Origin of the sequence: Domibacillus enclensis, assembly GCF_900156125.1 — a bacterium.
In the GTDB taxonomy this organism is placed as follows: domain Bacteria; phylum Bacillota; class Bacilli; order Bacillales; family Domibacillaceae; genus Domibacillus; species Domibacillus enclensis.
Window position 1 is genome coordinate 148,458 of sequence record NZ_FTLX01000003.1, and the last position, 13,634, is coordinate 162,091.

Genomic DNA, 13,634 nt, shown 5'->3' on the forward strand with positions numbered 1-13,634 from the left:
GTTCCAAGAAAAGGCAGGAGGAAATAGTTTGAAAACAAGAAACGATTTACGTAACATCGCGATTATCGCCCACGTTGACCATGGGAAAACGACGCTCGTCGATCAGCTATTAAAACAGTCAGGTATTTTCCGTTCAAATGAGCACGTGGAAGAGCGCGCGATGGATTCGAATGACCTCGAACGTGAGCGCGGCATCACTATTCTTGCGAAAAATACGGCGATTCAATATAAAGACACAAAAATCAACATTCTGGATACACCGGGACATGCTGATTTCGGCGGAGAAGTAGAACGGATCATGAAAATGGTTGATGGGGTTCTTCTTGTTGTTGATGCATACGAAGGCTGTATGCCGCAAACGCGGTTTGTTTTGAAAAAAGCACTGGAGCAAAACCTTCGTCCAATCGTTGTTGTCAATAAAATTGACCGTGATTTTGCCCGTCCGACAGAAGTAGTGGATGAAGTGCTTGAATTGTTCATCGAGCTTGATGCGAACGATGATCAGCTTGAGTTCCCGGTTATTTATGCTTCAGGTATGAATGGAACAGCAAGCACAGACGTAGACAAGCAGGATGAAAACATGGAAGCTCTTTATGAAGCGATTGTGGAACACATTCCAGCACCATTGGATAACAGTGACGAGCCGCTTCAATTCCAGGTAGCGCTTCTGGATTACAATGACTATTTAGGCCGTATCGGAATCGGCCGTATTTTCCGCGGGGAAATGTCAGTCGGCCAATCTGTTGCTTTGATGAAGCTGGATGGCAAGGTAAAACAATTCCGCGTAACGAAAATGTTCGGTTTCCTTGGGTTGAAACGGGTTGAAATTGAAACGGCTAAAGCCGGTGACCTTGTGGCTGTTTCTGGAATGGAAGACATCAACGTTGGGGAAACCGTAACACCGATGGAGCATCAGGAAGCATTACCGGTTCTTCGTATCGATGAGCCGACGCTTCAAATGAATTTCCTTGTGAATAACAGCCCGTTTGCAGGCCGTGAAGGAAAGTTTGTGACATCACGTAAAATTGAAGAGCGTCTTCATGCGCAGCTGGAAACAGACGTCAGTCTTCGTGTTGAAAACACGGCTTCTCCGGATGAGTGGATCGTTTCAGGACGCGGCGAGCTTCACTTGTCGATCTTGATTGAAAACCTGCGCCGTGAAGGTTTTGAACTGCAAGTATCAAAACCACAGGTAATTGTGCGTGAAATTGACGGTGTCCAATGTGAGCCGGTGGAACGTGTTCAAATTGACGTTCCGGAAGAATATACAGGCTCGATCATTGAATCCATGGGTGAGCGCAAAGGCGAAATGCTGGATATGGTGAACAATGGAAACGGCCAGGTCCGGTTGATTTTCATGGTACCGGCACGCGGATTGATCGGCTACACAACAGAATTTTTAACGATGACGCGCGGCTACGGGATCATCAATCATACTTTTGACAGCTATCAGCCAATGCAAAAAGGGCGCATCGGCGGCCGCCGCCAGGGTGTTCTCGTTTCTCAGGAAACAGGCAAAGCGTCTACGTACGGCATTATGGGCGTTGAAGACCGCGGCATCATCTTTGTTGAAGCTGGAACAGAAATCTATGCAGGTATGATTGTCGGTGAGCATACGCGTGATAACGATTTGACTGTAAACATTGCGAAAACAAAACAAGCGACAAACGTTCGTTCTGCCAATAAAGATCAAACGGCTACAATGAAAAAACCACGTATCATGTCGCTTGAAGAAGCGCTTGAATATTTGAACGATGATGAATACTGTGAGCTTACGCCGGAGTCCATTCGTCTTCGTAAAAAAATTCTTGATAAAAACGAACGCGAGCGCGCAGCGAAAAAGAAACAAGTGTAAGTACACAAATCAGGAGGGATGATTGTGGAGAATATAGAAGGGCTGGAGCACGTCAGCCCGCTCCTCGGTTTTCTGATCCGGTTGACGAGCGTGGATACAGCCGTAACGATTTACTGGGTGATCTTGATCGCTCTGTCCATTCTTGTTTATAATCTCGGGTTTGCGAAAAAGCTGAAGCTGTGGCAGAACGTCATCATTTACCTGTCACTTGCCATTGGATCGCTGCTGCTGCTTATTTTATCGTACCAGCTTCCGGTTGTGGAAAGCTTGGTTGTGGCAGCACTTGTGCTTGGAACGTATAAATTCAGGCTGAAAAAGCACCAAAAAGAAGAAAATTCGGTTTAAAAAAAGCGGAAGGCTCATGCCTTCCGCTTCATTTTTTTGCCGCACAAACCGAGCAGGGCAGCGTATAAAAGGTGCCCGGCTGTCCACCAGGCGATCGCGCTTAGATCGTCTACAGCGGGGACGGTTTTGCGGGCAAGAACAGACAGTGGAAAATAAAGAAAAACAGCGGGAATGGTCACTAAAAACGCCAGCAGAACGGGGTGATCCCACCGCTTCAGCAGGAGGAAATAGCCAGCTGCAATGAAAAAAGATACAATAAGGTGGAACAAAAACTCCATCCATTCGGGCCATACCACCTGATTAATGACCGGGATAAAGTCGACGTTCAGGAGCAGCGTGTAAACGAGGTCGCCGAAGCTGTATTCAACGGCTTTCAGAAAAAAGCCGAGGGCCAGCCCGGAGACAGCGCCGCTGATCAGAATAAAGGTTAGTGGAGCCATTCTTTTTTATTCCCGGAACGGAAAACGAAAAACTTTCCGGTTTCCACTCGCTTACCCGTTTTCTCTGTAATCCGGCTCCGGCATTCCGGGCACATATACGTATGAATCGGCCGGTTTCGCAGTTTCTTTGCTTGTGGGGAATAATCATCAATCGATTCAATTTTATCGCAAATGACACATTTCACTCTCATAAACAGCTCTCCCATTTTTCTTTTTAGTATACCATGGATGCATGGTGTTCATAGAAATGAGATCGGAATATCGGTATAATAATCTAAAAAACAAAAAGGAGCGGTCATGGTGGCGAATCGAAACGAACCTTGCTTAATACCTGAACTGTTTGAAGCGCTTCAAAAGGAGCAGCTTGCTTTTTTTTCAACGGTTGATGCGGAAACGGGTGCACCGTTTATGAATGCGGTCTCCTGGGTGTATGCATTAAATGACGAAACACTGCGGATAGCAGTAGACAGCCGTTCGAAAATCATTGATAATATTGTTGAAAACCCGCTTGTATCGCTTGCTGTTTTCGCTGCTCAATCTACCTATACCATTAGTGGAACGGCCAGGCTTGTTTCAAGCCAGCTGAAAGATGTTCCATTAAAGGCATCCGTGATCGAAATGACAATTGCAGGCGTACGGGATGTGATGTTTTACGGGTCGAAAATAGCCGTAGAACCATCCTATGAAAAAACATATGATTTGCAGGCGGCTCAAAAGCTTGATGCCCAAATCATGGAAGCCCTGAAACGAGAAAAGATCTAAAAGAGTCATAATGGCCGTGTAAGGAGATTGTAATTTTGAGATTAGTCGCTGTGTCATCCATTCAAGAAAGTGCCGTTCTTGCAGAAAATGTATTGAACAGCAACGGGCAAGTGCTATTGCGGGCTGGCGTGAGTCTGACGGCTCCTATTGTAAATAGGCTTCAGTCTCTTGGCATTTCTTATATCTACATTGAAGACAGCCGAACCGATGATATTTTTATTCGCCCTCCCCTTACAGAAGGGACAAGAAGAGAAGCGATAGCTGTCATGTCCGACGCATTTACGCAAGTGAAAAATGACTTGCTGATGGGATCAAGAAAGTTTAATTTTTATAAAATGGAAAAACAATTTTCATCCGTCGTGCGGGATATTATTAGCCAGATTCGAGACCATAAAGAAGCAATCGATTTATTAACGCATTTATATGCCCATGATGATTACATTTTCACTCATTCTTTAAATGTGACTGTCTATACGCTGGCATTAAGCATGAAGCTGAAAAACCTTACACCGAAGCAAACAGAAGAAATCGGTCTCGGCGCAATGCTTCATGACATTGGCAAAATGATGATTCCGGCTTCTGTATTGAAAAAAGCAGCAAAGCTGACGAATGAAGAATTTGACCTTGTTAAAAAGCATACGGAGTTCGGCTTCGAGCTGCTGCGGAGAGAGCATGGGTTTCCGCTCACTGCTGCCCATTGCGCTCTTCAGCACCATGAACGGCTCAACGGATCGGGTTATCCAAGAGGGCTGAAGGGTGACGATATTCATTTGTTCGGAAAGATGATCGGCATCGCTGACGTATACGATGCTGTGACGTCGAACCGGGTATACCGAAAAGCGATGCTGCCGCATGAAGGAATGGAAATCTTGTATACAGGGTCTGGAACAGAATTCGATACAGCTTTTATTGAAATGTTCCGAAAAGCCATTGTTATGTATCCAACCGGTTTGACTGTCTGGCTGAATGATGGGCGGAAAGGCATTGTTTTCGGGCAAAATGAGCATGTAAGTGACCGCCCGATTATCCTTATATTAGAAGAAGAAGGGGAAAACTTGACCGTTCCATATAAAGTGAATATGGCCGACGAAACGACCGCTTTCATTACAGAAACCGATACGACGCTATCCGGCAAGTAAAAAACCTTCCGCTCGAAGCGGAAGGTTTATTCGATGATGATAGCTGTAACGTCCGTGACAGGCTGCGTTCGATTCGAGCCGTCTTTTAAGAGAACATGTACAGGGCCGTTTTCGAGGAGCGGCTTTCCTTTCAGTGAAAACTGGAGAAGAAGAGAATCTGCTTCTGATAAAGGAAAAGAAACGTTTCCATTTTTCGACTCGATCAAAATGGACGCGGCATCTTCAAGAGGCGACGCGTTTTTTAAAAAAGGAGAAAGCGGAATGCCGAATGTGCTGGTCAGCACCTTTTCTTTTTCGTATTTTTTTTCGGATTGAATGGTTGGCGGAAAAACAGCGCCTTCACGAATTTCTTTTTCCCAAAACTTAGACGTGCTTTTAATATACTCTTCCTGTTCATTCCGTTCTGCCTGTTCCGGTTTTGAAAAAAATTCATCTAAATCGATGCGCCGATCGTCAAAGATCCACACACCAGGATCCAGAGTGACGGGATAAGCGACGCAGCCTTTGATCGGAATAATTTGCTCCATTATGAAAAACCACCTTTTATAAAGCGCTATGTATAAAAATAGTATACCGTTTAAAAAGATCAATGTCAGTCTCCGTATTAAAATTCCTTGCAAATTCGTTGTATTAACGATAAAATCTTTTAATATACAGTGATTCCATTCTTGGAACAGGGGGAGAAAAAATGGCGTCTGAAATGAAAATAGACCATCGGGAAAAAGCCTACTCTCTGTTGCAGGCGGATGCGGAAAAAATTTTGCGTCTCATTAAAGTTCAGATGGACAATTTAACGATGCCGCAATGTCCTTTATACGAGGAAGTGCTTGACACTCAAATGTTCGGCTTATCCCGTGAAATAGATTTCGCTATACGTCTCGGACTGGTGGATGAAGTGGACGGCAAACAATTGATTGATTCTCTTGAACAAGAATTGTCAGCGTTGCATGAAGCATCAACCAATCAGTAAACAGACAGAAAACTCAAACAGCTGTTTGAGTTTTTTTAACTTAAATTGAGTACCGCTTACCGGTATGCTTACGAATGGAAGGTATTTATGTGGAAAAGAAAGCTAAAATCATATGACTATCCGTTAGCAGCCGTCTTTGTTTTATTGTGCTTGTTCGGACTAATGATGATTTTCAGTGCCAGCTCGGTTATGGCTGTGCAACGGTGGGGCTACGAAAGCGGCTTTTTTTATGACAAGCAGAAATTACATATTGCCGCTGCTTTTATCGCCTTTGGTGTCATGTCTTTTTTTCCTTATCAGCGGTTAAAAGCCAGACGCTTTTTGCTCCTTCTTACCGGGGGGATGGTGGCGACGCTGCTGATGCTCTTTTTGTTCGGGAGCGTTGCGGGAAACGCACAAAGCTGGTTTAAGGTTGGGGCAAGATCCATCCAGCCATCGGAATTTTCTAAGCTAGTCATTATTATTTACATGGCGGCTGTTTTCTCTAAAAAACAGAAAAATATTAATTCGCTTAACTACAGCATCGCACCGCCAATGATTCTTTTATTTGGTGTTTGTTTTCTTGTTGCTGTGCAGCCGGATTTTGGAACCGCTGCGATTATTTTCGCAATTGGGTTGACAATTGTTTTAGCTTCCGGTATAAAAATGAAAAAGCTTGCAAAGTTTGCGCTGCTCATTGGGATTGTGCTAGTGCTGATGTCGCCGCTCTTCATTTGGCAAAAGGACAATATATTGTCAGAAGAGCAAATGAGCCGGCTGACGAGCTATCTGGATCCGTTTAAGTATGAAGAAGGAGACGGATACCATCTCGTCAATTCTTACCTGGCGATCGGCTCCGGCGGACTGACTGGTCGGGGATTGGGCCAAAGCATACAAAAGCTTGGCTACCTTCCAGAGCCTCATACCGATTTTATTATGGCTGTTATCGCTGAAGAACTCGGAGTGATCGGTGTTTTCCTGGTGATCGGAGGCTTGTCCTTCATTATCCTGCATGGCTTAAAAGTGGCCATGCGGTGCAAGGATTCATTTGGCTCAATGCTGGCCGTGGGCATTTCGTCCATGCTCGGCATTCAAGCGTTTATTAATTTAGGCGGTGTATCGGGCGTCATTCCGATTACGGGCGTTCCGCTGCCCTTCATCAGCTACGGAGGGTCATCGCTTCTGCTTTTATCGATTTCGTTAGGCATTTTAGCGAATGTGTCCATGCAAACGAAACACGACAAAACAGTAAAACTATAAAAATAGAAAGGTTCAATTCGTTGAACCTTTTTATATATATTTTATCAACAGATCAGGGGAGAGATGAAGATGAATAAAATCAGCAAAGTGCTGGTGGCGAACAGGGGAGAAATCGCTATTCGCGTATTTCGCGCCTGCACAGAACTACATATCCGGACAGTAGCAGTTTACTCGAAGGAAGATTCAGGTTCCTACCATCGTTATAAAGCCGATGAAGCTTACCTTGTCGGTGAAGGGAAAAAGCCAATTGACGCGTATTTGGATATTGAAGGGATCATTGAAATTGCCAAACAGGCAGATGTTGATGCGATTCACCCAGGCTATGGTTTTTTATCTGAAAATATCGAATTTGCAAAACGTTGTGAAGAAGAGGGCATTATTTTTATCGGCCCTAAATCAGCGCACCTTGATATGTTCGGCGATAAAGTAAAAGCGCGTACACAGGCGATCAATGCCAACATTCCTGTTATTCCAGGAACAGACGGCCCGGTCAGCAGCCTGGATGAAGTACGGGCATTCGGTGATAAACACGGCTATCCGATTATCATTAAAGCGTCACTTGGCGGCGGCGGACGCGGCATGCGGATCGTTCAAAGCAGTGAAGAAGTGAATGAGTCATACGACCGGGCGAAATCCGAAGCCAAAGCGGCATTCGGAAACGACGAAGTATATGTAGAGAAATTTGTTCAAAACCCGAAGCATATCGAAGTTCAAATTATCGGGGATCACGATGGAAACGTCATTCACCTGTTCGAACGTGACTGTTCCGTTCAGCGCCGCCATCAAAAAGTAGTGGAAGTGGCACCAGCTGTTTCCATTTCGGAAGATTTGCGCGACCGTGTTTGTGACGCAGCTGTTAAATTAATGAAAAATGTCGACTACTTAAACGCTGGAACGGTTGAATTTTTAACAGCAGGTGAAGAGTTTTATTTTATCGAGGTTAATCCGCGTGTTCAGGTTGAGCATACGATTACCGAACTCATTACTGGAATCGATATTGTGCAGACGCAGATTTTGGTGGCTGAAGGGCATAATCTGCACGGAGATAAAATTGGTATTCCACAGCAAGCGGACATTCGTACGATGGGCTATGCCATCCAGTCCCGTGTGACGACAGAAGATCCGCAAAACGGATTTATGCCGGATACAGGCCGTATTATGGCCTACCGTTCTGGCGGCGGCTTTGGTGTTCGTCTCGATGCAGGAAACAGCTTCCAGGGAGCGGTTATCACACCTTATTACGATTCACTTCTGGTGAAAGTGTCCACACATGCTATGACGTTCGAGCAGGCCGCTTCTAAAATGACGCGCAATTTGCAGGAATTCCGTATTCGCGGGATCAAAACAAACATCCCGTTTCTTGAAAATGTCATGAAGCACGAAGACTTCATTTCCGGAAACTACGATACATCCTTTATTGATACAACACCTGAGCTGTTTGTATTCCCGAAAAAGAAAGACCGCGGAACCAAAATGCTCAATTATATCGGTACGGTGACAGTGAACGGCTTCCCTGGAGTTGAGCAAAAGAAAAAACCTGTTTTTGATGCTCCGCGTATCCCGAAAGTGAAGCTGTCTGAAAAGCCAGCACGCGGCACAAAACAAATTCTTGATGAACAGGGCGCTGACGGTCTTGTCTCATGGATCAAGGATCAAAAAGAAGTGCTTCTAACGGATACAACCATGCGTGATGCCCATCAGTCCCTTTTGGCGACGCGGATCCGGACAACCGACTTGACTCATATTGCTCCGGCAACAGCCCGTCTTCTTCCAGAACTGTTTTCGATGGAAATGTGGGGCGGCGCGACATTTGACGTAGCATACCGTTTCTTGAAGGAAGATCCATGGAAGCGTCTTGAAACATTGCGCAAGCAGGTGCCAAACGTGCTGTTCCAAATGCTTCTTCGCGCATCCAATGCAGTTGGGTACAAAAACTATCCGGACAATGTCATTCAAGAGTTTGTCAAGCAGTCAGCGGAGTCAGGTGTTGATGTGTTCCGTATTTTCGACAGCTTAAACTGGGTACAGGGCATGGAAACCGCTATTGATGCTGTTCGCCAGACGGGCAAAATTGCCGAAGCAGCGATTTGCTATACGGGCGACATTGACGATCCATCACGTGCGAAATATAACGTAGAGTATTACAAAAACATGGCGAAAGAATTGGAAGCACAAGGTGCACATATACTGGCGATTAAAGACATGGCTGGTCTTCTTAAGCCACAGGCTGCGTACCGCTTGATTTCCGAGCTGAAGGCGTCTGTTGATATTCCGATCCATCTTCATACACATGACACGAGCGGAAATGGAATTTTCATGTACACGAAAGCGATTGAAGCAGGTGTGGATATCGTCGATACGGCACTTAGCACAATGGCCGGCTTAACGTCACAGCCAAGTGCGAATACGCTCCGCTATGCGCTTGAAGGCACTGACCGTGCGCCATCTGTCAGCATTGAGTCGCTGGAAAAGGTTTCTTATTACTGGGAAGATGTCCGCAAGTTCTACGCGCCGTTTGAAAGCGGAATGCTCGCTCCTCATACCGAGATTTATGAGCACGAAATGCCGGGCGGCCAGTATTCGAATCTTCAGCAGCAGGCAAAAGGAGTTGGGCTTGGCGATCGCTGGGATGAAGTGAAAGCCATGTACAGCCGCGTTAACTTAATGTTCGGCGATATCGTAAAAGTAACGCCATCGTCTAAAGTCGTTGGAGATATGGCACTGTTTATGGTCCAGAATGAGTTAACAGAAGAAGATGTGATGCTTCGCGGCGAAAACATCGACTTCCCGGATTCTGTGATCGAATTGTTTGAAGGCTACCTTGGCCAGCCGACTGGAGGCTTCCCGCAGGAGCTTCAAAAAGTCATCTTAAAAGGCAAGCAGCCAATTACGGTCCGTCCTGGCGAGCTGCTCGAGCCGGTTGACTTTGACGCGCTCCGTGCAGAGCTGAAGGAAGAAGTGGGCGAAGAGCCGACGGATCATGACGTGATTGCGTACGCTCTTTATCCGAAAGTATTTACAGACTATGCGAAAGTAAAAGCGCAGTTCGGTGATATTTCAGTACTGGATACGCCTACTTTCCTGTATGGTATGCGTCTTGGCGAGGAAAAGGAAATTGAAATTGAAACAGGCAAAACGCTCATCGTGAAGCTTGTCTCCATCGGTCATCCGCAGGCGGACGGGACACGTATTTTAAGCTTTGAGCTAAACGGACAGCCGCGTGATGTTGTCATTAAAGACGAAAGCGTCAAGTCAGCAGTCAACGCCAAGGTGAAGGCTGATCCGAAAAACGAAGGCCACATTGCTGCGACAATGCCGGGCACCGTGATTAAAGTGATTCTTGAAAAAGGCGATAAAGTGAAGCGCGGAGATCACTTGATGATTACTGAAGCAATGAAAATGGAAACGACTGTCCAGGCACCATTTGACGGCACAGTCAAAGCCGTTCATGTTCAAAACGGTGAAGCCATCGCAACAGGCGATTTGCTGGTTGAGCTGGATAAATAAAACCAAATCAAAGCCCTGCCTCTTAATTGGAGGCAGGGCTTTTTGTCAGTTTATTTTGTTGATTTTGCTGCGTGAGATGAGCAGAATGAAGTAGCATAACAAGCCGAACAAGCAGGAAATAAACAAAGCGTGTGCAAGTGCTACATATAAATTTAAATTCGTCCAAATAATAAAGGCACCGGCAATGACCTGGAGCAAAACGAGTGTGAATGCGATAAGCCAGCCGTAATATAAGACGCGTTCGTGCTTATAGTGCTTGATGGTTATGTAGGTAATATACGCAATCCAGATAAAAATCAAGCCTGCCGCTGCTCTGTGGCCCATTTGAATCCACTGATACAGGTTAGATGGGAGCCATTCATTATTGCCGCACATTGGCCATGAGCTGCACACCATGCTTGATTTCGTATGGCGGACAAGAGCACCTGTATACACAACAATATAGCTGTACAGTGTGACACCAATTGTATGCCACTTCATCCGGCTGTCAATGACGATCGATGACGCATCGAACCGCTGGTCAACTTCGAAAATGAGCAGTGTCAGCAGAAGGACAGCAGAAAAAGAGATGAGTGAAATTCCGAAGTGAAGCGCCAAAACAAAATCGTTTTGTCCCCATAAAACGGCAGCTGCACCAATCAGTGCCTGAGCTAATAAAAAGAAAAAAGCGAGAACAGCCAGGAATTTTGTTTCTCTTTTATGACCGATCAGTCTCCAGGATGCAATGGATAGAGCAAGCACAAGCAGCCCGGCCAATCCGGAAACAACCCGGTGAGAAAGCTCGATAATTGTTTCTATTTTAATATCTTCTGGAATGATTTGCCCGTGGCAAAGCGGCCATTCATTTCCGCAGCCAAGACCAGAATCCGTTTTTGTCACAAGCGCGCCGCCTAATAAGACAACAAGCATGACAAGTGTTGTTAAAACACCAAGCCATTTCAGCCAACCTTGCAAATTATTCACCTTCTTCTTTCTATCTATATACGCGCACTATTCGTACATGATCATACAGCCGCCGTGTTCTTTTCGCAACCTCTCTATGTACATCGTTTTCTATTATCTAATAAAAAGGAGCGTCTGAAAACAGAACGCTTTCACGAGTCACAAATTTGACAAAATTAGTTCATGATCCGTTCACATAAAAAAGAATGGATATGATTTAATATGGAAGAGAGCGCCCATCGTTTTTGAAATGTTTTCAAATAGTGTAGAAAAGCGCGTCTATATCCTTTATAGTAAGAACAGAGAGTGGTTATAAGGAAAGGGGGAGAAAAGGTGTCGCGTGCCGCAACAACAATGAATAAAACGGATGTGCCGGAAACATCAGCGATGAAGGATTTCCTGGCGCTGATCAAAATCGGCATCGTGAACTCCAACTTGATAACGGTGTTCACGGGAATGTGGCTGGCATTTATTTTAAATGATATCCCATTTTTGTCTAATCTCGACACAATGGCTTTTACATTGATCGGTTCTGCCCTTATTATTGCAGGATCTGCTAGCTTAAACAATTATATCGACCGGGATATTGATCCTCTAATGGAACGGACGAAAACAAGGCCGACAGTGACAGGGAAAATCAGCTATTCAAAAGTATTAATACTCGGACTTGCGCTCGTCTTTGCCGGCTCAGCGCTTTTATTTATGACAACGTTCACAGCCGGGGTCATTGGCGTAATCGGCATTGTCAGCTACGTTGTCATTTATACGATGTGGTCGAAAAGACGCCATGTGAGCAATACGATTGTAGGCAGTGTTTCAGGTGCAGTTCCTCCACTGATTGGATGGGCGGCAGTAGATCCGACGCTTGACGTGCTAGCCTGGATGCTGTTTTTAATTATGTTTATCTGGCAGCCGCCGCATTTTTACGCACTGGCAATGAAGCGTGCGGATGAATACGGAAAAGCGGGCATTCCAATGCTTCCAACTGTGAAAGGGTTTGCTGTCACAAAACGGCATATGTTCGTTTGGACACTTTTTCTTTTGCCGCTGCCGTTTTTCATGACGGAGCTCGGTACAGCTTTTATCATTCTGGCAACCGTGCTGAATATTGGCTGGGTCGTGCTTGCTGCTACCGGATTTAAGGCGAAAGATGATTTAAAATGGGCTAAATATATGTTTATTTATTCACTTCAGTATTTAACCATCATCTTTGTTTCAATGGTGATTGTCGCCGTTATTTAACAAGGGAATTCTTTCTTTTGAAGAAATCCACATATACGTACTGTTTTAGTTTACATTTTACACGAAAGAGGGGTAGTAATACGCTATGAAACAGAAGCTAACAAAATGGCGTCTTTTTACAGTTGTCGGCTTGATGGCGCTTGTTCTGTCTGGCTGTGGCGAACCATTTCTTTCAACGTTGATTCCTGCTGGTGAAGCAGGCCAGACGGCTTATGATCTTATGATGCTCAGCACATGGATCATGGTCGGAGTAGTCATCGTTGTATCGATTTTGTTTGCTGTCGCCGTCATTAAGTTCCGCCGTAAAAAGGGCGATACGAGCATTCCAAAACAGGTAGAAGGAAGTCACATTTTGGAGATCGTCTGGACGGTTATTCCGATTCTTTTGCTTATCATTTTGGCAATTCCAACAGTCATTGCCACATTTGACCTGGCTGACACGAAGGCAATGGATAAGAAAAATGAAGACGGTACAACAGACGCGCTTGTCATTAATGTACGTGCGAACTTGTACTGGTGGGAATTTGAATATCCTAACCAAAAGATTATGACCAGTCAGGATCTTGTCGTTCCAACCGATCAAAAGGTGTATTTCAACGTTAAAGCATCAGATGTAAAGCATTCCTTCTGGATTCCGGCTGCAGGCGGGAAGATCGATACGAATGTGGAAAACGTGAATCAAATTTGGCTTGAATTTGATAACGAAAAAGCAGCCGATGCCGATAACTTGTTTTACGGGAAATGTGCGGAGCTTTGTGGTCCTTCCCATGCATTAATGGACTTTAAAGTACAGGCACTTCCACAGGATGAGTTTGACCAATGGGTAGCTTCAATGCAGGCCATTGATGCAGCAGCAGCAGAAGCGGCACCAACAGATCCAACGGCAGCCGCAGGACAAGAAGTGTTCAACCAAAAATGCTTGAGCTGCCACGCTGTTACAACAGCTGATGCTCGTCCGGAGCCGGCACGTACAGCACCGAACCTTGCTGGATTTGGGGATCGGGAAATGGTTGCCGGGATTTTAGAACATAACGAAGAAGAATTGAAAAACTGGATTGAAGATCCTGAGCAGTACAAGCCAGGGAACAAGATGACTGGTACATACGGTGAATTATCTGATGAAGAACTGGATCAGCTTGCTGCTTATTTAATGGGTCTGAAAGTAGAACAATAATAATGACGGAATTAGGGTA

General features: G+C 45.2%; 13 protein-coding genes. 9 read left to right on the forward strand and 4 right to left on the reverse strand.

Going from position 1 to position 13,634, the window contains the following annotated elements:
* Positions 1-28 precede the first annotated feature (28 nt).
* Together typA and BW952_RS07495 are read left to right on the forward strand one after the other, a co-directional pair.
* Positions 29-1,855, forward strand: a complete 1,827-nt coding sequence (typA, locus tag BW952_RS07490) for a translational GTPase TypA (RefSeq protein WP_094031957.1) — start codon at positions 29-31, stop codon at positions 1,853-1,855.
* A gap of 24 nt (positions 1,856-1,879) precedes the next feature.
* Entirely contained in the window at positions 1,880-2,200 is a 321-nt protein-coding gene (locus tag BW952_RS07495) for a YlaH-like family protein (protein ID WP_231581433.1), read from the forward strand.
* Between the two features lie 14 nt (positions 2,201-2,214).
* Here BW952_RS07495 and BW952_RS07500 read toward each other — a convergent pair whose 3' ends face one another.
* Both BW952_RS07500 and BW952_RS07505 read right to left on the reverse strand, forming a co-directional pair.
* Complete coding sequence (locus tag BW952_RS07500; RefSeq protein ID WP_045851482.1) at positions 2,215-2,640, reverse strand: hypothetical protein; 426 nt, start codon at positions 2,638-2,640, stop codon at positions 2,215-2,217.
* Positions 2,628-2,831 (reverse strand): YlaI family protein, encoded by a 204-nt coding sequence (locus BW952_RS07505; protein ID WP_045851481.1) that lies wholly within the window; start codon positions 2,829-2,831, stop codon positions 2,628-2,630. Before BW952_RS07505 ends, BW952_RS07500 begins: the two co-directional genes overlap by 13 nt.
* A gap of 106 nt (positions 2,832-2,937) precedes the next feature.
* Here BW952_RS07505 and BW952_RS07510 point away from each other — a divergent pair, with 106 nt between their 5' ends.
* Both BW952_RS07510 and BW952_RS07515 read left to right on the forward strand, forming a co-directional pair.
* On the forward strand, positions 2,938-3,402 hold the full coding sequence (locus tag BW952_RS07510) for a pyridoxamine 5'-phosphate oxidase family protein (RefSeq protein WP_414735818.1): 465 nt from the start codon (positions 2,938-2,940) through the stop codon (positions 3,400-3,402).
* Between the two features lie 35 nt (positions 3,403-3,437).
* Positions 3,438-4,541 (forward strand): HD-GYP domain-containing protein, encoded by a 1,104-nt coding sequence (locus tag BW952_RS07515; RefSeq protein ID WP_045851480.1) that lies wholly within the window; start codon positions 3,438-3,440, stop codon positions 4,539-4,541.
* A gap of 26 nt (positions 4,542-4,567) precedes the next feature.
* Here BW952_RS07515 and BW952_RS07520 read toward each other — a convergent pair whose 3' ends face one another.
* Positions 4,568-5,068, reverse strand: a complete 501-nt coding sequence (locus tag BW952_RS07520) for a hypothetical protein (RefSeq protein WP_045851479.1) — start codon at positions 5,066-5,068, stop codon at positions 4,568-4,570.
* A gap of 161 nt (positions 5,069-5,229) precedes the next feature.
* Here BW952_RS07520 and BW952_RS07525 point away from each other — a divergent pair, with 161 nt between their 5' ends.
* The 3 genes from BW952_RS07525 to pyc all read left to right on the forward strand — a co-directional run bounded on the left by BW952_RS07525 (position 5,230) and on the right by pyc (position 10,257).
* On the forward strand, positions 5,230-5,511 hold the full coding sequence (locus BW952_RS07525) for an Fpa/YlaN family protein (RefSeq protein ID WP_045851478.1): 282 nt from the start codon (positions 5,230-5,232) through the stop codon (positions 5,509-5,511).
* A gap of 87 nt (positions 5,512-5,598) precedes the next feature.
* The gene (locus BW952_RS07530; protein ID WP_045851477.1) at positions 5,599-6,750 is read left to right on the forward strand and encodes an FtsW/RodA/SpoVE family cell cycle protein; all 1,152 of its coding nucleotides are present in this window, start codon (positions 5,599-5,601) and stop codon (positions 6,748-6,750) included.
* A gap of 69 nt (positions 6,751-6,819) precedes the next feature.
* A complete protein-coding gene (gene pyc, locus BW952_RS07535; protein ID WP_175607568.1) occupies positions 6,820-10,257 on the forward strand; it encodes a pyruvate carboxylase in 3,438 nt (1,145 codons plus the stop codon).
* A 45-nt stretch (positions 10,258-10,302) separates the two neighbouring features.
* Here pyc and BW952_RS07540 read toward each other — a convergent pair whose 3' ends face one another.
* Entirely contained in the window at positions 10,303-11,211 is a 909-nt protein-coding gene (locus BW952_RS07540) for a COX15/CtaA family protein (RefSeq protein WP_045851475.1), read from the reverse strand.
* A 342-nt stretch (positions 11,212-11,553) separates the two neighbouring features.
* On the opposite strand from BW952_RS07540, the gene cyoE reads away from it, so the two are divergent.
* Both cyoE and coxB read left to right on the forward strand, forming a co-directional pair.
* Entirely contained in the window at positions 11,554-12,441 is an 888-nt protein-coding gene (gene cyoE / locus BW952_RS07545) for a heme o synthase (protein ID WP_045851546.1), read from the forward strand.
* Positions 12,442-12,526: 85 nt separating this feature from the next.
* Entirely contained in the window at positions 12,527-13,615 is a 1,089-nt protein-coding gene (gene coxB, locus BW952_RS07550; RefSeq protein WP_045851474.1) for a cytochrome c oxidase subunit II, read from the forward strand.
* The last annotated feature ends 19 nt before the right edge of the window (positions 13,616-13,634 follow it).

Bases quoted from the DNA above. Each gene is read 5' to 3' on its own strand.
- BW952_RS07500 (WP_045851482.1), bottom strand. From the start codon at position 2,640: ATGGCTCCACTAACCTTTATTCTGATCAGCGGCGCTGTCTCCGGGCTG.
- BW952_RS07505 (WP_045851481.1), bottom strand. From the start codon at position 2,831: ATGAGAGTGAAATGTGTCATTTGCGATAAAATTGAATCGATTGATGAT.
- BW952_RS07510 (WP_414735818.1), top strand. From the start codon at position 2,938: ATGGTGGCGAATCGAAACGAACCTTGCTTAATACCTGAACTGTTTGAA.
- BW952_RS07520 (WP_045851479.1), bottom strand. From the start codon at position 5,068: ATGGAGCAAATTATTCCGATCAAAGGCTGCGTCGCTTATCCCGTCACT.
- BW952_RS07525 (WP_045851478.1), top strand. From the start codon at position 5,230: ATGGCGTCTGAAATGAAAATAGACCATCGGGAAAAAGCCTACTCTCTG.
- BW952_RS07530 (WP_045851477.1), top strand. From the start codon at position 5,599: ATGTGGAAAAGAAAGCTAAAATCATATGACTATCCGTTAGCAGCCGTC.
- pyc (WP_175607568.1), top strand. From the start codon at position 6,820: ATGAATAAAATCAGCAAAGTGCTGGTGGCGAACAGGGGAGAAATCGCT.
- cyoE (WP_045851546.1), top strand. From the start codon at position 11,554: ATGAATAAAACGGATGTGCCGGAAACATCAGCGATGAAGGATTTCCTG.
- coxB (WP_045851474.1), top strand. From the start codon at position 12,527: ATGAAACAGAAGCTAACAAAATGGCGTCTTTTTACAGTTGTCGGCTTG.